This window comes from Oligella ureolytica DSM 18253, from assembly GCF_000373745.1.
GTDB lineage: Bacteria > Pseudomonadota > Gammaproteobacteria > Burkholderiales > Burkholderiaceae_B > Oligella > Oligella ureolytica.
The window spans coordinates 1-15,562 of the sequence record NZ_KB892300.1 but is presented as its reverse complement, the minus strand read 5'-3'; the positions used below and the strand labels follow the sequence as shown (position 1 = coordinate 15,562).

Sequence of the window (15,562 nt, the reverse complement as noted above, 5' to 3'; positions counted from 1 at the left end):
TTTATGATGCAGTGGTTTGAAAACATTATCGCAGAATGGTCTGCGTATCAATTGTTAGGGCTTGGTCTCGTGCCAAGCCTAATTATATTTTTTATCATGTATTTTCTGTTGCTGGGAGCGCGCTCAGAGCGTCGCTTGGCCGAGTGGCAGTTGGCGGCTCAGCAGGAAGATACGGATCGGCGCGAAGCTGAGATCCGGGAGCTGGAGTTAGAGCTAAAGCAGTTGGATGATGAAAAAGATCACTTGGATAAGCAGCTAATTGCATTGTCAACTCAATTGAATTTACAACAGCAACATAAAGAGCAACAGGAGCAACAGACTGAGCAGCAGTTACAGGAGCTGAGTCGTCATTTTGAGTTGCTGTCAAAGCGTTTTTTAGATGAAAAAAGTCAGCTGTTACTGGAGCGTAATCAGGGGTCTTTAGAGCAGGTCTTAAAGCCCTTTAGAGAGCGTCTTGATTATTTCCAGCAGCGGATTAATGAATTGCATGGGCAATCATTGCAGGGCAATAGCGTAATTTCTGAGCAGATTAAGCAGCTATTGAGTGCGGGTCTGCAAATTGGTGAAGAAGCGCAAGCCTTAACCCGTGCTTTAAAAGGCGATAAAAAAGCGCTGGGTAATTGGGGTGAGTTGCAGTTAGAGTTGGCTTTACAGCAAGCCGGCTTAGAAAAAGATAGGCATTATAAAACGCAGGTGGCCTTTAGGACGGAGGACGGGCAAAGAATGCTGCCGGATTTGTTGTTGTATTTGCCGGATGATAAAGAGATTATCGTTGATAGCAAGGTGTCTTTAGTGGATTATCAGGCAGCGATAAGCGCAGCGGATGATGAGGAGCAAGCTCAGCGTCATCTATCACGCCATGTGCGGGCCGTGCGTAATCACATTGATGATCTGAGTGCAAAAAATTACAGCCAACTTTCCGGTTTAAACACCCCCGGTTTTGTGTTGCTTTTTATGCCGATAGAGGCAGCATTTATAGCGGCTTTAAAGGCAGATGATACGCTTTATCACTATGCTTACAATAAAAATGTCATTTTGACGTCACCAACCACCTTATTACCTTTGCTAAAGACGGTGTCGTATTTGTGGATGCGAAGCGATAGTCATGAGCAGGCGCTGGCTTTGGGAGATGAGGCTATGGCAATTTATAATCAGGCAGCGCTAGTGGCTCAACATATGGTTAAGCTGGGCCAAACATTAGATACCTCGACCCGTCAATTTAACCAGGTAGTCCGTTCTTTTGCCGGTCAACAAGGGGTGACAACCAAGCTCGAGCGCTTTAATCGCCTGAGCGCTAAGGCCTCAAAAGAGATGCCCGAGTTAAGAGAATTAGAATTAAAAACAGAGCTGCCCAGTAGTTTGAATCAAGAGAGCGAATAAAAACAACAAAAGCAGTTTAAGTCCTTGGGTTTATTGATAATTTATGGTATATTTACGGGCTAGCTAATAAAAAGGCATCCGTTATGTTGTGCTTTATGTTTTTCTTTGAGCTTTTTTTTAAATCAAAAAGCTTGATTAAAATGTCGAATGCAGCACAATAGCTTATTAGTTAGTGCAAATATATTGCGAGTTCTCTAAGTTTTCGTCTAGCCAGTTCCGAGTATCACTTAGTCTTTTCTGCGGGTTTTGATCTGTAGCAGGATTATTTGTTTTGAATTGGTTGTGATCACTAAAAAGCAAGATATTTACCCCTCATAATAAATGTTAGCCCTCACCAATCGTAGTGAGGAATGGAGTAATAAAATGTCAAATTCGACAACAACGCCTGCCGCTCATCGGCTAGGACTAGTCGGTCGTAAGGTTGGCATGATGCGTATTTTCACCGATGACGGTGATGCTATTCCAGTAACTGTACTGGACGTATCTGGTAACCGAGTGACTCAAGTTAAGTCCGTTGAGACTGATGGCTACACTGCTATTCAGGTTGCATTTGGCGAGCGTCGCGCTAGCCGTGTGACTAAGCCTTTAGCAGGTCATTATGCCAAAGCCGGTACCGAAGCTGGTTCTATTCTTAAAGAGTTCCGTTTGGATCCTGCCAAAGCAGCTGAATTTGAAGCTGGCGCTGAGCTATCTGTTGCCAACTTATTTGAAGCCGGTCAAAAGGTGGATGTACAAGGTACAACCATCGGTAAGGGTTTCCAAGGTGCTATTAAGCGTCACAACTTTAGCGCACAGCGTGCCTCTCACGGTAACTCAATCTCTCACCGTGCACCAGGTTCAACCGGTATGTGTCAAGACCCGGGTCGTGTTTTCCCAGGTAAGCGCATGGCTGGTCACATGGGTGATGTAACTCGCACTGTACAGAATTTAGATATCGTTCGCGTTGATGCTGAGCGTGGTCTTATTATGGTTAAGGGCGCTGTTCCCGGCCATAAAAATGGCAATATCGTAGTGCGTCCTGCAATCAAAATGACTGTTAAAGGAGCCAAATAATGGAACTTAAGCTCCTAAATGCACAAGGCGCTGCTGACGGTACTGTTAGCGCACCGGAGACCATTTTTGGTCGTGATTTTAATGAAGCACTAGTTCACCAAATCGTCGTGGCTTATCAAGCCAATGCTCGTAGCGGTAACCGTGCACAAAAAGATCGTTCAGAAGTTAAGTACAGCACTCGTAAGCCATGGCGCCAAAAAGGTACCGGCCGTGCACGTGCTGGTGCTGCAGGTTCTCCTTTATGGCGTGGGGGTGGTCGTACGTTCCCTAACAAGCCTGACGAGAATTTCAGCCAAAAAGTAAACAAGAAGATGTACCGTGCCGGTATCCGTTCTATCTTGTCACAATTAGCTCGTGAAGATCGTATCTCTGTTGTTGAGTCATTCAGCTTTGAAGCACCAAAAACTAAAATTGCCGCTAGCAAATTAAAAGCTATGGGTATGTTAGATTCAGTTTTAGTGATCACTGATGAACTAGACGAAAACACATATTTAGCTACTCGCAATCTGCCGGGTGTTGCTGTTGTTGAAACCAGCTACGCCGATCCACTTTCTTTGATTCACTACAAGAACGTGTTGATCACAAAAGCTGCAATTGCACAATTTGAGGAGATCTTAGGATGAAAGCAGAACGTTTAATGCAAGTCATTCTGGCTCCGGTGATTACTGAGAAAGCAACTTTTATTGCTGAATCATCTGCAGATCAACCACAGATTGCTTTGCGTGTTGCTCCAGATGCAACTAAGCCGGAGATTAAAGCAGCAGTTGAGCTGTTATTTGAGGTTGAAGTTGACTCAGTATCAGTTTTAAACCGTAAAGGTAAAGTAAAGCGTTCGGGTCGTTCTACCGGTCGTCGTAAGACTGTCCGTATCGCTTATGTATCACTCAAAAAAGGTCAAGAACTTGACTTTTCGGAGGTGAACTAAGATGGCATTAGTAAAAATTAAATCTATGTCACCAGCCCGTCGTGGCATGGTTAAGGTGGTTAATCCCGACCTTCACAAAGGCGCACCATATGCTCCTTTATTAGAGCCTAAAAAGCGTGGCTCAGGTCGTAACCACTATGGTCGCATCACGGTTCGTCACCGTGGGGGTGGTCATAAAGCTCATTATCGTATTATTGACTTCCGTCGTAATAAAGATGGTATTCCAGCAAAAGTTGAGCGTTTAGAGTATGACCCAAATCGTACTGCGCACATTGCTTTAGTTGTGTATGCAGATGGTGAGCGTCGTTATATTCTTGCTCCTAAGAAGTTAGCTGTTGGTGCACAGATTGAGTCTGGTGTTGAGGTGCCTATCCGCATCGGTAATGCTATGCCAATCCGTAACATTCCAATCGGTTCACACATCCATAACATTGAAATGTTGCCAGGTAAGGGTGGTCAAATTGCCCGTTCTGCAGGTGCATCTGCAGTATTAATGGCACGTGAAGGTATTTACGCTCAGGTTCGTCTACGTTCCGGTGAAGTTCGCCGTGTACATATCGATTGTCGTGCGACTATCGGTGAAGTAGGTAATAGCGAGCACAGCCTTCAGAACTATGGTAAAGCCGGTGCTATGCGTTGGCGCGGTATTCGTCCTACCGTTCGCGGTGTGGCGATGAACCCGATCGATCACCCACACGGTGGTGGTGAAGGTAAGACCGGTGAAGGTCGTGAGCCAGTGAGCCCATGGGGTACGCCTACTAAGGGTTACAGAACCCGTAGCAATAAGCGTACTGACAACATGATCGTCTCACGTCGTAAGCGTAAATAAGGGGCAATAATATATGTCACGTTCAATTAAAAAAGGCCCTTTCGTAGAAGCTTCCCTTATGAAAAAGGTTGAGGCCGCTACTGAAGGCAAGGATAAGAAGCCGATCAAAACTTGGTCTCGTAGTTCAACAATCTTACCTGATTTCGTAGGTTTAACGATTGCTGTACACAACGGTCGCCAACACGTTCCTGTTTATGTTAATGAGAACATGGTCGGTCACAAATTAGGTGAATTCGCGCAAACACGTACCTACAAAGGTCATGCAGCGGATAAGAAGTCTAAGAGGTAAGTGATGGAAACAACAGCTATTGTTCGTAACGCACATATCTCAGCGCAAAAGACTCGTCTTGTAGCGGACTTAATCCGTGGTAAATCAGTTGAGCAAGCGTTGAATATTTTGACGTTCACACCGAAAAAAGCCGCCGGCATCATCAAAAAAGCTCTAGAGTCAGCAATTGCTAACGCTGAGCACAATGACGGTGCTGATATTGATGAGTTAATCGTAAAAACAATTTACGTTGACAAAGCTCAGTCAATGAAGCGTTTTAGAGCACGTGCCAAGGGCCGTGGTAATCGTATCGAGAAGCAGACTTGCCACATTGTGGTCAAAGTCGGCGTTTAAGGAGTCACAATGGGTCAGAAAGTACACCCTACCGGGTTCCGTCTCGCTGTAACTCGTAACTGGAATTCTCGTTGGTATGCCGACGATAAGGATTTCGGTACTTTATTACACGAAGACGTAAAAGTACGTGAATACTTGAAGCGTAAACTTAAAAACGCTTCAGTTGGTCGTGTTGTGATCGAGCGCCCTGCTAAAACTGCGCGTATCACGATTCACACTGCACGTCCAGGTGTCGTAATTGGTAAGGGCGGTGATGATATCGCTCAACTAAATGCCGATTTACAAAGATTAATGAGTGTACCTGTACACGTAGGTATCGAAGAGATTCGTAAGCCTGAAATTGATGCACAGTTAGTTGCTGATTCTATCGCTCAGCAATTAGAAAAGCGTATTCAGTTCCGTCGTGCAATGAAGCGCGCGATCTCTAACGCAATGCGTGCAGGTGCTAAGGGTATTCGTATTGCCTCTTCAGGTCGTTTAAACGGTATTGAGATTGCTCGTACTGAATGGTACCGCGAAGGCCGTGTTCCTTTACACACGCTACGCGCTATCATCGACTACGCAACATCTGAAGCCGAAACTACCTACGGTATTATTGGTATCAAAGTATGGGTTTATCGTGGTGATTTATTGCCTAACGGCGAATTACCACCTGAGTTAGCCGCTTCTAAAGAAGATGATCGTCGTTCACGTCGTCGTCCTCGCGCTGATCGTCCAGACAGCCGTCGTCGTCGCCGTCGTCCAGCTGCTGCCGGTCAGCAAGCTGCTGAAGCGACTACTGAGGCTAAAGGAGAGTAATTATGTTATCACCAGCTCGCAGAAAGTATCGTAAAGAGCACAAAGGTCGTAATACCGGTTTAGCCACTCGTGGTACTCAGGTTAACTTCGGTGATTTCGGTCTTAAAGCTACAGGTCGTGGCCGTCTAACTGCTCGTCAGATTGAGGCTGCTCGTCGTGCGATGACTCGTCACATTAAACGTGGCGGTCGTGTATGGATCCGTATTTTCCCGGACAAACCAATTTCTCAGAAACCTGCTGAGGTTCGTATGGGTAGTGGTAAGGGTAACCCTGAGTTCTGGGTTGCCGAAATCCAACCGGGTAAAGTTTTATATGAAATGGATGGTGTAAGCGAAGAGTTAGCACGTGAGGCATTCCGCTTAGCAGCAGCTAAGTTGCCTATTTCTACCACCTTCGTTACACGTCAAATTGTTTAAGAGGTTTTTATGAAAGCATCTGAATTACGTGAAAAAGACGTGGCCGAGCTTCATAATGAGCTCGAGTCCTTATTAAAGGCACAATTTAACTTGCGTATGCAACACGCTACACAGCAATTAGCTGATTCAAGCCAGTTGTCTAAAGTACGTCGCGATATTGCACGTGTACGCACTATCTTAACCGAAAAGGCAGGTAACTAATATGAGCGAAACTCAAACGACAGAGAAACGCCAGCGTACCTTGGTAGGTAAAGTGGTTAGCAACAAAATGGAAAAAACCATTGTTGTTAGCGTTGAGCGCCATGTTAAGCACCCACTTTACGGTAAAATCGTTAGCCGCTCTAAGAAGTACAAAGCGCACGACGAAAATAACCAGTACAACGAAGGCGATATCGTTGAAATTGCAGAGGGCCGTCCTATCTCTAAAGATAAGTCTTGGACCGCAGTTAGATTAGTTGAAGCTGCTCGCGTAATTTAATTACGTAGTTAGTTAACGCTAATTTAACGCTGTTATTTCACAGCCAAAAACCCAAACTGTCTTATGATGGTTTGGGTTTTTTGTATTCATGTAACCCTTTTACTTTAAAATCATCGTATCGTCATATACACGGTGCAGAATTGCTTAAATTACTGACTAGGTGGTAAAGAGCATAGTGCTTCTTTTGTCTGTTTATAAAAGGATTGGATGTGTTAAAAGGGAAGAAAGGTTTAGTTCTTGGTATTAGCAATGACAATAGTATTGCTTGGGCATGTGCCAGAGCCATGCATGAAGCAGGCGCAACATTGGGAGGCACTTGGCTCAACGATAAGGCAAGACCTTATGTAGAGCCTTTGTTGCAGTCGGTCAATGCTGAGATTCAGTTGCCTCTCGAAGTGAGTAATGAATCACAGCTGGAAGCTTTGTTTGAGGAAGTTACCCAGCGTTGGGGCAAGCTTGACTTCTTACTTCATTCAATTGCGTTTGCACCCAAAGCAGATCTTCACGGACGGGTCGTTGATAGCTCATTAGAGGGTTTTTTGCAGGCGATGGATATTTCTTGTCATTCTTTCATACGAATGGCACGCTTGGCTGAGCCTTTGATGAAAGACGGTGGTAGCTTGATGACGATGAGTTACCTAGGGGGGCAGGAGGTTGTCCCTAATTACGGTATTATGGGGCCCGTCAAAGCAGCCTTAGAGTCTACAGTACGCTATCTTGCTTATGAGTTGGGTGAACAGGGTATCCGAGTCAATGTGATTTCTCCCGGAACGATTATGACTCGCGCTGCGTCAGGGATTGCCAGTTTTGATGCACTTGTTGAGGAAAATGCACAGCGTGCACCGATGGGGGCCGTTGATATTGATGATGTTGGACCGTTAAGTGTGTTTTTAGCGAGTGATGGTTCACGAGCAATAACTGGTGGCAATGTTTATGTAGATGGTGGATTTAATATCCTTAACTAAAAGTTACTACCATAAGATAAAAGTCCGGCCTGCTGTTTTTAGCAGCGCCGGCTTTAAGATGAGTAATCACTTGTCTTGGAGCGTCTGTTGCTTTACGGAGTCTTCGTGAAGTGATTCATTAAGCTGATCAACGATGGTTGTCCAAGTGCCGTCGATTTCTAATTTTTCAGCGATAAATTGGCGCTGACCCTCTGTCCAAAAAGGTGCATCAACAATATGAACATCAGCCGGTAACTGGTGTGAACCAATGAACTCGGCAATCGCCTCTTCGCTCGCATCTAAGCCAAGTTGCAAAAAAAGATTAGTCATACGAGGAACGGTAGTCATAAGAGTCTCCTTAGTAATTATAAGATGTCATCCGATAGGAATAGATTAGCTTAAGCAGAGTAAGATGTCTATTAAGGGATTTCTAGTCACTTCTGTAGTAGACAGTGCTAGGATTAAACCATTTAAGCGCGTATAAAGAGTACCGACTGCACTAAAATTTTTATGACGATTAAGCAAACATCATTACATCGATCTCATGCTCAGCGAAAGCTACTTGCCTTTCTATCACGTCAAGGACAGCAACTCAGTCTGATGCCTTATGCTCGTTTAGGTATGAGCTTGATTTTATTTTTGGTGATTATCTATTCAATGCTGACAGGTAATCATGATAATTTTCCAATACTGATTCTATTACAAATTGCTTTTTCGATGGTTTTATTAAGTGCATTTTTGCATTATGTAGGAAGTAGGTATTACGCTCCTGCTGTGTTGATGCGCTTTAGCTTAATAGTAGATAGCATACTTCTGACAGAGCTAATTTACTTTACGGGAGGAGCAAATAATCCACTGACGGTATTGTATATATTGCCGGTAATTAATGCCGCATTATTTTGTTCGCCACGTTTTGCCCGTATTTTAACGACGATTATTATTCTTTGTTATTTACTTCTTTTCTTTTACTATCGCCCGTTTAGCCTTTTTGAGCATGAATTAGCTGGTCATGCTCATCATGATAATTCAATGTTGATTCATTTAATCGGCATGTGGGTTACTTTTTCTTTTTCAGCGCTATTAGCCATGATGTGGATTTCCGGTTTAGTACAAACGGTACGCAGTCATGAAATGCGTTTGCAGCAAGCTTATCAGCGACAACAGGAAGATGAATATTGGCTTGTGATGGGTATGCAGATGGCGGGATTAGCCCATGAGTTATCAACACCTTTAAATAATCTTGAGCTGATTTATGAGGAGTTGCAGAATATGAGCGATTTGCCTGCTTCAGCACAAGCCGATGTGAGTTTGATAGCCACTCAGCTGGCGCAATGTAAGAATAGTCTGACACGTTTAAAACAGATAAGACCTCCTAAAGAGCAGCAAGTGTATTTATATGAGGAACTCAAGGAGCGTTTAGCGCATTGGCGTAATTTACGGCCGGATGTACATTATCAGTGGGTGCGTGATCCTAACGGTCAAAAAGATTATCACGTGATTTTGCATGAAAGTTTTTGGTATGCCTTGTTTAATATTTTGAATAATGCGGCTGATGCCGGTGAGAAAGGGATAGAGCTACAGTCGGTGGTAACGGGTGACAATGAGTTTCATTTAACGATCTATAATCATGAAGGGCATTTAAGTGAGAAGCAATTAGCTCAGGCTGGGCTGGATATAATTGACTCCGATAAGCCTTTTGGTTTGGGATTGGGGGTGCGTTTGGCGCATGCCAGTCTTTCACATTTAGGCGGCAGTTTAGAACTAAGCAATCAGAGTAAAGGTGGTGTACGGGCTTATATTCGCTTACCTTTGCAATTGGTGGATAGTGAGGAGCAATAAGGAATGTCAACAGAACAGCAGTATTTATTGATTGATGATAATGAAATCTTTGCTTCACTGATGGTACGAGGATTTGCCCGCCATAACTTGCTACTTGACTGGGCGGCTAATAGTCATGAAGCGCTCATCAAAGAAAATACCTATGCCGGAATTATCCTTGACCTAAATCTCGAGCAAGAAAGTGGCATGCATTTATTGCCACGGCTTTTAGAACGCTATCCGGAAACCAACATTTTGATTTTGACGGGTTACGCGAGTATTGCGACGGCTGTTAATGCCATTAAGATAGGGGCAACGAATTACTTACCTAAGCCGGCGACAGTTGAACAGATATTAGAGGCTTTTGCGGGTGAGTTGTTAGAAGAAATCAAAGAGGAGGCCTTTAATACCCCATCTTTAAAGCGCATGACATGGGAGCATATTCAATTTCAGCTGAGTAAAAATAACGGTAATATCTCTGCGACAGCAAGAGATTTAGGAATGCATCGTCGCACTTTGCAACGTATGCTGAATAAGCGCCCAGCAAAACATTAAAGGTTCTCTAAATATAGACTGCGACGATATGTCGCATGTTCAAAAAAGCATGAATGAACGATAATTTCTTCAATTAAATAGTAAATTGAGGAGATCATTAATGCTATTTCCTAGAAAAAGGCTTGCTTTAGCATTGTTTTCTGCTTATGCAGGCGTTGTGATGGCACACGATGAGGAACCCATCATTCAGAAATTAGATGATTTAGTGGTCCTTGTTGCGCCGACTACCGAGCCTAATAAGGTTTATTTGAATCCTAAACAAGCCTTTCAGCCTATGCCTGCTACTGATGGTGCCGGGCTTTTAAAGTCAATACCGAATATGAGTGTTGTTAGGAAAGGTGGTATGTCTGGGGATCCATTATTTCGCGGTTTAGGTGGTTCGCGTTTAGGGATTTATTCTAACGACAGTCAGTTCTTTGGTGGTTGTCCGAGTCGCATGGACCCACCGACTGCGTATATTTTTCCGGAAACCTACGATGAGGTTATTTTAACTAAAGGTCCGCAAACAGTGGTTGCCGGTCCGGGGCAAATTGCCGGGTCCGTTCAGTTTAATCGTAAACCGTACTATTTTGATGAGCCAACCATAGAAGGTAATGGCAGTGCAACGGTGGGTAGTTTTAACCGTTTTGATGGTTATGGTTCTTTTACTGCCGGTATGAAATGGGGTTATATTCATGCCAATGCCGTTCGTAATACCTCGAAAGACTATAAAGATGGTGATGGAAATCGCGTGCATTCGGCTTATCAACGACAGTCTCAGCAAGTTGCTTTGGGAATTACACCCGATCCTAACAGTGTGATTGAGTTTGCTTACCAACGCTCCAGAGGATGGGCAGCGTATGGTGATCGAGGGATGGATGGCTCGTTGTTTGATAGAGATGCTTTTAGTTTACGTGCAGAAAAGCGCAATATTAATACTTGGCTTTCGGAGCTAAGTGTTAGTTATGGTTATAGCTATGTGGACCATGTGATGGATAACTATAGCCACCGAGAAAAGACAGCGATGATGTATATGGCAATGAACCCTGATCGTCGTACCCAAACTGCACGCCTTAAAGCGACCTTGGACTTTGGCAATACCAGTACCCAACTTGGTGTGGATTATATGCATGATACCCATCGTGGACGTAATGGTATGGGTATGACTCGCATGATGGCAGATCGCTACAAGCAAGCTGAACGTAAAGAAAATCAGAAATTTGAACAAATTGGTATTTTTGCGGAGACGACTTGGCGCCTTAATGACTCAGAACGCCTGATTGGCGGCTTACGCTACGACCATACAACGGCTAAGTATTTTACTGAAATGGGTAAAGGTACGGGGCTCAATCAAAGTCACCCGGATTTGATGAAAAAAACCTATCAGACCGGTGCCGGCTTTTTGCGTTATGAGCATGATATTAATAATGTTACCCTATTTGCCGGTTATGGTATGGCACAACGTGCGCCGGATTTTTGGGAGCGCGATAAAGTAGAGGGTTGGCATATTAAACCGGAGACCAATCATGAAATTGATTTGGGGGTTATTTATCGTAATCAAGGAATTGAAGCCTCTTTGACCTTATTTGCCAGTCAATTAGAAAACTTTATTTTGATTGATGGTGATCGAGCGCGTAATATTCGAGCTCGCCGATATGGTTTTGAGGGAGAGATTCATTATGAGTTTGTGCCTAATTGGCATATTGGCACTTCCATTGCTTATACCCATGGTCAGAACCGTACGGATGACCGAGCATTGGGTCAAACGCCACCCTTAGAGGCGAATAGCTATATTGGCTATGATGATGGGGTTTTATCTGCTAACTTTTCAATGAGAAATGTTGCCAAACAAAGTCGCTATGCCGAAGGGCAGGGAAATATTGTTGGTACTGATACAGGGCCTAGTAATGGCTTTAGCGTATTTTCAGCCAATGTATCTTATCGCGTAAATGATCGTCTTAGCCTAAGTGGTGGTGTGGATAATATTTTTGATAAAACGTATCGTGAGTTTATCAGTAAAGGAGCGGCAGATATTGCAGGGTATAATCCGGTGCTGGGGCAACAGTTAAATGAGCCGGGTCGTCAGTTTTGGCTGCGTCTTGAAGGTACTTTTTAACTGAAAAATGAATTGTTTTATGCCCTATTTGTCCACTTTTTCATTCTCAAGACCTCAGGACATTTAGGGCTTTTTTTGATAAAAGGCAGGTGTTAGCAGCGCTTACTCCTGAGGTATCACTCGCAATAATTTGCCATTTGGATCATCAATTAAAAGCATGATTGCGCCGTCTTGTGCAATCGCCACATCACGAATACGACCTTGCTCGCGCTGAAGATAGCGTGCTTCACCAATGACCTCACCGTCTTTAAGTCTTAGGCGAATTAATGATTGACTCGCCAGTCCGCCAATCAATAAATCCCCTTGCCAGTCGGCAAAAAGCTCACCGTGGTAGAAGGCCATTCCACTGGGTGCAATCACCGGATCCCAAAAGTACACAGGCTGTTCCATATCCTTATGAGCAGTTAGTCCATCGCCTATCGTACGTCCTGAGTAATCGACACCGTAAGTGATAATTGGCCAACCGTAGTTAAGGCCGGCTTGCGGCTGATTTAATTCATCACCGCCACGCGCGCCATGTTCTACCGTCCAAAGACGGCCATCGGTGGCGAGTGCTGCTGCTTGAACGTTACGATGTCCATAGGACCAGATTTCGGGTTGTCCACCTTCACCGTGAAGTGCGGGATTGCCAGGGGCTGCTCCGCCTTGTGGGTTGATGCGTAAGACCTTGCCAATATGGGTGCTGATATCTTGAGCCAGAGAGCTGGCCTGATAGCGATCGCCGGTCGTGATAAATAGCATACCGTCTGTATCAAAGACTAAGCGAGAACCAAAATGTGCGGTTGATCGCCAAGGAGGAGTTTGTTGAAAAATTACCTGAACATCAGTTACTTGCCGATAATCGTCAGAGAGGATACCGGTCGCCACAGCAGTAGCATTGGTCCCATTGTCACGTGGTTCAGCGTAGCTCCACCAAATTCGGCGAGTGTTCTCAAAATCATCCTTAATCATGATATCCAGTAGGCCACCTTGACCGCGGGCATCTACCGCCGGCAGACCGCTGATGGGCGCTGAGAGCTGCCCGTCTGTATTGACTAAACGTAGCCGTCCGGGGCGTTCGGTAATTAGCCATGAGGCATTTGGTAGCTGCACCATGCCCCAAGGATGTTCAAGTTCGCTTACGATGGTCTCAACCTGTAATTGATAGTCATCCGGCAACACAGGCGCGCGAGTCTGATGCGCAAAGGCGGGTTCTTGTTGAGGAGCGTTTGGCGCACGGGCGTTAAAATCCTGTGCCAGGATTTGTGAACTTAGGCTTAAGCAGCTTATACAAGCGAGGTAGCTAAACAGTTTCTTCATGGTAAGACCGCCGTTGCGTGTGAGCCGGATTAACAGCCGGTGAGTAAGAGATCGCCAACCATGACGAACAGTCGATTCTTAACTAGCTGAACTGCTGACGAATGGCCTGAACATTAATTGATTGTACCAGTAAGCATAAGCAGATAAGCACCATCCCTAACCAGCCGATACCCAGTAATTTTTCTCCCACGAGGAGGATAGCGAGTAAGGTGGCAAATAAGGGTTCAATGAGTGTGATTAAGGTGGCGTTACTGGCGCTGATGGTTCGTAAGCCATAACTAAACAGTAGATAACCAAAAAACATCGGAACCGTTGCCATATAAAAAACAATGGATAAGTTTTTTTGGTTAGTAAAAAGGTTATCTCCTGTGAACCATAGAGAGGGTAAAAGACATAGAGCGGCACAGGCAAACTGTATGGCGATGGCAGATTTAGAATTAGCCCCGAGGTCAATCAGTTGCTTTGCGACCCATGAATAACCGGCATAGGTTAAACCGGCGACTAACCCCAAGACAATGCCAATAACCTGCATCAGGTGATTACTGTCAATGTTTGCATCTATCGGTGCTTTACCCAGTGCAAGAAACATCATCCCCAATGCCCCTAATAAAAAGCTGATAAACCACTGTATTGATATCGGTTTTTTGCTAAAAAGACGCTCTACAATCGCTGCAAATAAAGGCGCACTGGCAATAGATACCATGGTTCCTATCGCGACACCGGCAAAGAACATGGAGGAATAAAACGCCAAGGGATAAATCACCACGCATAGTGTACCCACGAGCACCAGCGCTAGATGCTGTCGGAGTATGGCGTAATCTTCTGCCAAGCTTTTGCGTGCGGCTAATGATAGCCAGATAGCACCCACCCCCATGGTAAAGCCACCAATAGCCAGTGGACTAAGATCGGTGGTGTAGCTGGCAGTCACGCCGGTTGTGCCCCATAATAAACTGGCGATGATGATGGCCAGCAGTCCTTTAACACCTTCATGCAACATAATTAACTAGACTTTTTTAAGGTAAATAAAAATGAATCTATATACTAGTCTTTTTTAGGGTGCTATGTTTGACAAAAAGGACGGTTTTGATGATTGCAAAGACGGAGCTTACTGTTTGAATTGACTGGGAGGCAGACCAACAATCTGGGTAAATCGACGACTAAAAGAGGATAAGTCAGTGTAGCCCACCATTTCACCAATGAGTTTCAAGGGGTAGTCCGTGTGGCTCAGTAGTGCCTGCGCTTTTGCAATGCGAGCCTTATTCACATAGTGCATGGGGGTCAGGCCGGTTTGTTGTTTGAATAGTACTTTGAACTGCGTATTACTTAGGTTAGCAGTACGTGCCAAGGTGTCAATAGTCAGCCTTTCCTGTAAATTACCTTCAATATAATCAATGGTATTGGCGATACGCTTATCTAATTTAGGCAATAAAGTATGTTCGGCCAGCAGATAATAAAATGTGTCGAACATGGCTTTTTCTAACACGGCATTCACCTGTAATTCCAGCTGTGCCTCGATAAAGTGAAGATAGCGTGTCAGCGGTTTTTTGACGGCAAAAACAACCTCCTGATAAGCTGCAATATTGTCCGGCACGCTCACCATATCAGCTACAACAAAGCGAGCTTCCGGGTTGGCTGTAAAGAGGTGTTCTTCTTGTTTTTTAACGATCACGCATTCGCCGGGTGCAACTTTCCCATCAAACAATCCTACTTGGATAGAGATGACGCCTCTGAGTGGCAGGACCAACTGATAAAAATCATGAGCATGAATTGTTGGCTTAGTGCTATAAGAGCGTATGGATAAACTGCCTTGCATGTTTTTTAACTAGACTCTAGGGATTTCTAATTGGCAGGATTGTATGTGTTAACTAAGATCATCATTGTATCCTCTTCTGTTAAATCCTTCTTCTTTCATGTGAATTGATGAATGTTGACTAGTCAAAAAATAGTCATAATTTAGTCATCAAAAAGTCAAAAACTATTGCTCTAATGACTATAAATAACGTTAGGGATGAATAGCAATGAGTAATGAAATTGATTTTCAAAAAGCTTGGTTTGCTGCAAATTATATTTATCAGCCGCTTAATGATTCCGGTAAGCGAGTTGCAGGGTAATCCCCCCATTTTTAACAGCAGTTGGCAGTAGAATGATTTAATTTATGTTGATGTAATTTTTGCCTCGGTGTGATGCCACCTAATGCCATGTTGGGGCGTTCGTTATTGTAAGTCCAGAGCCAAGCAGTGGCTCCGTGCTGAACTTCTTCTAGACTATCAAAGAGATTCTGGGTTAACCAGTCATAACGTACTGTCCGATTATAGCGCTCGACATAGGCGTTTTGTTGTGGATTGCCGGG

The 15,562-nt window shown here is 44.3% G+C and carries 20 protein-coding genes; 15 read left to right on the top strand and 5 right to left on the bottom strand.

All coding sequences use genetic code 11. From position 1 onward, the window contains the following. Positions 1–3 precede the first annotated feature (3 nt). The 12 genes from rmuC (at position 4) to fabI (ending at position 7,466) form a co-directional block, all read left to right on the top strand. Positions 4–1,380 (top strand): DNA recombination protein RmuC, encoded by a 1,377-nt coding sequence (rmuC, locus tag B092_RS0106520; protein WP_018574448.1) that lies wholly within the window; start codon positions 4–6, stop codon positions 1,378–1,380. 363 nt (positions 1,381–1,743) lie between these two features. Continuing rightward, the gene (gene rplC / locus B092_RS0106515; RefSeq protein WP_018574447.1) at positions 1,744–2,433 is read left to right on the top strand and encodes a 50S ribosomal protein L3; all 690 of its coding nucleotides are present in this window, start codon (positions 1,744–1,746) and stop codon (positions 2,431–2,433) included. Next, positions 2,433–3,056: a 50S ribosomal protein L4 gene (rplD, locus tag B092_RS0106510; RefSeq protein WP_018574446.1), complete on the top strand. Its 624-nt coding sequence runs from the start codon at positions 2,433–2,435 to the stop codon at positions 3,054–3,056. The genes rplC and rplD overlap by 1 nt, the downstream gene beginning before the upstream one ends. Continuing rightward, positions 3,053–3,358, top strand: a complete 306-nt coding sequence (gene rplW, locus B092_RS0106505) for a 50S ribosomal protein L23 (RefSeq protein ID WP_018574445.1) — start codon at positions 3,053–3,055, stop codon at positions 3,356–3,358. Before rplD ends, rplW begins: the two co-directional genes overlap by 4 nt. A 1-nt stretch (position 3,359) precedes the next feature. Beyond that, positions 3,360–4,187 (top strand): 50S ribosomal protein L2, encoded by an 828-nt coding sequence (rplB, locus tag B092_RS0106500; RefSeq protein WP_018574444.1) that lies wholly within the window; start codon positions 3,360–3,362, stop codon positions 4,185–4,187. Positions 4,188–4,200: 13 nt separating this feature from the next. Further along, positions 4,201–4,476, top strand: a complete 276-nt coding sequence (rpsS, locus tag B092_RS0106495) for a 30S ribosomal protein S19 (RefSeq protein WP_018574443.1) — start codon at positions 4,201–4,203, stop codon at positions 4,474–4,476. A gap of 3 nt (positions 4,477–4,479) precedes the next feature. Next, positions 4,480–4,809, top strand: coding sequence for a 50S ribosomal protein L22 (gene rplV, locus B092_RS0106490; protein WP_018026679.1), 330 nt, complete (start codon positions 4,480–4,482; stop codon positions 4,807–4,809). Between the two features lie 9 nt (positions 4,810–4,818). After that, the gene (gene rpsC, locus B092_RS0106485; protein WP_018574442.1) at positions 4,819–5,607 is read left to right on the top strand and encodes a 30S ribosomal protein S3; all 789 of its coding nucleotides are present in this window, start codon (positions 4,819–4,821) and stop codon (positions 5,605–5,607) included. A 2-nt stretch (positions 5,608–5,609) separates the two neighbouring features. Further along, on the top strand, positions 5,610–6,023 hold the full coding sequence (gene rplP / locus B092_RS0106480; RefSeq protein WP_018574441.1) for a 50S ribosomal protein L16: 414 nt from the start codon (positions 5,610–5,612) through the stop codon (positions 6,021–6,023). A 9-nt stretch (positions 6,024–6,032) separates the two neighbouring features. Further along, positions 6,033–6,224, top strand: a complete 192-nt coding sequence (gene rpmC, locus B092_RS0106475) for a 50S ribosomal protein L29 (RefSeq protein WP_018574440.1) — start codon at positions 6,033–6,035, stop codon at positions 6,222–6,224. Position 6,225: 1 nt separating this feature from the next. Continuing rightward, positions 6,226–6,501 (top strand): 30S ribosomal protein S17, encoded by a 276-nt coding sequence (gene rpsQ / locus B092_RS0106470; protein ID WP_018574439.1) that lies wholly within the window; start codon positions 6,226–6,228, stop codon positions 6,499–6,501. 209 nt (positions 6,502–6,710) lie between these two features. Then, positions 6,711–7,466, top strand: coding sequence for an enoyl-ACP reductase FabI (gene fabI, locus B092_RS0106465; RefSeq protein ID WP_018574438.1), 756 nt, complete (start codon positions 6,711–6,713; stop codon positions 7,464–7,466). A 66-nt stretch (positions 7,467–7,532) separates the two neighbouring features. On the opposite strand, the gene B092_RS0106460 is transcribed toward fabI, so the two are convergent. After that, entirely contained in the window at positions 7,533–7,793 is a 261-nt protein-coding gene (locus B092_RS0106460; RefSeq protein WP_018574437.1) for a DUF2789 domain-containing protein, read from the bottom strand. Between the two features lie 162 nt (positions 7,794–7,955). On the opposite strand from B092_RS0106460, the gene B092_RS0106455 reads away from it, so the two are divergent. The 3 genes from B092_RS0106455 to B092_RS0106445 all read left to right on the top strand — a co-directional run bounded on the left by B092_RS0106455 (position 7,956) and on the right by B092_RS0106445 (position 11,913). Next, entirely contained in the window at positions 7,956–9,284 is a 1,329-nt protein-coding gene (locus B092_RS0106455; RefSeq protein ID WP_018574436.1) for an ATP-binding protein, read from the top strand. A gap of 3 nt (positions 9,285–9,287) precedes the next feature. Next, positions 9,288–9,818 (top strand): response regulator transcription factor, encoded by a 531-nt coding sequence (locus B092_RS0106450; RefSeq protein WP_018574435.1) that lies wholly within the window; start codon positions 9,288–9,290, stop codon positions 9,816–9,818. A 100-nt stretch (positions 9,819–9,918) separates the two neighbouring features. Continuing rightward, positions 9,919–11,913 (top strand): TonB-dependent copper receptor, encoded by a 1,995-nt coding sequence (locus B092_RS0106445; protein WP_018574434.1) that lies wholly within the window; start codon positions 9,919–9,921, stop codon positions 11,911–11,913. A gap of 102 nt (positions 11,914–12,015) precedes the next feature. On the opposite strand, the gene B092_RS0106440 is transcribed toward B092_RS0106445, so the two are convergent. The 4 genes from B092_RS0106440 to B092_RS13845 form a co-directional block, all read right to left on the bottom strand. Then, entirely contained in the window at positions 12,016–13,212 is a 1,197-nt protein-coding gene (locus tag B092_RS0106440; protein WP_018574433.1) for a PQQ-dependent sugar dehydrogenase, read from the bottom strand. A gap of 82 nt (positions 13,213–13,294) precedes the next feature. Beyond that, positions 13,295–14,209 (bottom strand): DMT family transporter, encoded by a 915-nt coding sequence (locus B092_RS0106435; RefSeq protein WP_018574432.1) that lies wholly within the window; start codon positions 14,207–14,209, stop codon positions 13,295–13,297. A 108-nt stretch (positions 14,210–14,317) separates the two neighbouring features. Beyond that, positions 14,318–15,025, bottom strand: coding sequence for a helix-turn-helix domain-containing protein (locus tag B092_RS0106430; RefSeq protein ID WP_018574431.1), 708 nt, complete (start codon positions 15,023–15,025; stop codon positions 14,318–14,320). Positions 15,026–15,334: 309 nt separating this feature from the next. Next, positions 15,335–15,562 (bottom strand): integrase core domain-containing protein (locus B092_RS13845; protein WP_018574429.1); only part of this gene is annotated, 228 nt, incomplete at its 5' end.

Bases quoted from the DNA above. Each gene is read 5' to 3' on its own strand.
- rmuC (WP_018574448.1), top strand. From the start codon at position 4: ATGATGCAGTGGTTTGAAAACATTATCGCAGAATGGTCTGCGTATCAA.
- rplC (WP_018574447.1), top strand. From the start codon at position 1,744: ATGTCAAATTCGACAACAACGCCTGCCGCTCATCGGCTAGGACTAGTC.
- rplD (WP_018574446.1), top strand. From the start codon at position 2,433: ATGGAACTTAAGCTCCTAAATGCACAAGGCGCTGCTGACGGTACTGTT.
- rplW (WP_018574445.1), top strand. From the start codon at position 3,053: ATGAAAGCAGAACGTTTAATGCAAGTCATTCTGGCTCCGGTGATTACT.
- rplB (WP_018574444.1), top strand. From the start codon at position 3,360: ATGGCATTAGTAAAAATTAAATCTATGTCACCAGCCCGTCGTGGCATG.
- rpsS (WP_018574443.1), top strand. From the start codon at position 4,201: ATGTCACGTTCAATTAAAAAAGGCCCTTTCGTAGAAGCTTCCCTTATG.
- rplV (WP_018026679.1), top strand. From the start codon at position 4,480: ATGGAAACAACAGCTATTGTTCGTAACGCACATATCTCAGCGCAAAAG.
- rpsC (WP_018574442.1), top strand. From the start codon at position 4,819: ATGGGTCAGAAAGTACACCCTACCGGGTTCCGTCTCGCTGTAACTCGT.
- rplP (WP_018574441.1), top strand. From the start codon at position 5,610: ATGTTATCACCAGCTCGCAGAAAGTATCGTAAAGAGCACAAAGGTCGT.
- rpmC (WP_018574440.1), top strand. From the start codon at position 6,033: ATGAAAGCATCTGAATTACGTGAAAAAGACGTGGCCGAGCTTCATAAT.
- rpsQ (WP_018574439.1), top strand. From the start codon at position 6,226: ATGAGCGAAACTCAAACGACAGAGAAACGCCAGCGTACCTTGGTAGGT.
- B092_RS0106460 (WP_018574437.1), bottom strand. From the start codon at position 7,793: ATGACTACCGTTCCTCGTATGACTAATCTTTTTTTGCAACTTGGCTTA.
- B092_RS0106455 (WP_018574436.1), top strand. From the start codon at position 7,956: ATGACGATTAAGCAAACATCATTACATCGATCTCATGCTCAGCGAAAG.
- B092_RS0106450 (WP_018574435.1), top strand. From the start codon at position 9,288: ATGTCAACAGAACAGCAGTATTTATTGATTGATGATAATGAAATCTTT.
- B092_RS0106445 (WP_018574434.1), top strand. From the start codon at position 9,919: ATGCTATTTCCTAGAAAAAGGCTTGCTTTAGCATTGTTTTCTGCTTAT.
- B092_RS0106440 (WP_018574433.1), bottom strand. From the start codon at position 13,212: ATGAAGAAACTGTTTAGCTACCTCGCTTGTATAAGCTGCTTAAGCCTA.
- B092_RS0106435 (WP_018574432.1), bottom strand. From the start codon at position 14,209: ATGTTGCATGAAGGTGTTAAAGGACTGCTGGCCATCATCATCGCCAGT.
- B092_RS0106430 (WP_018574431.1), bottom strand. From the start codon at position 15,025: ATGCAAGGCAGTTTATCCATACGCTCTTATAGCACTAAGCCAACAATT.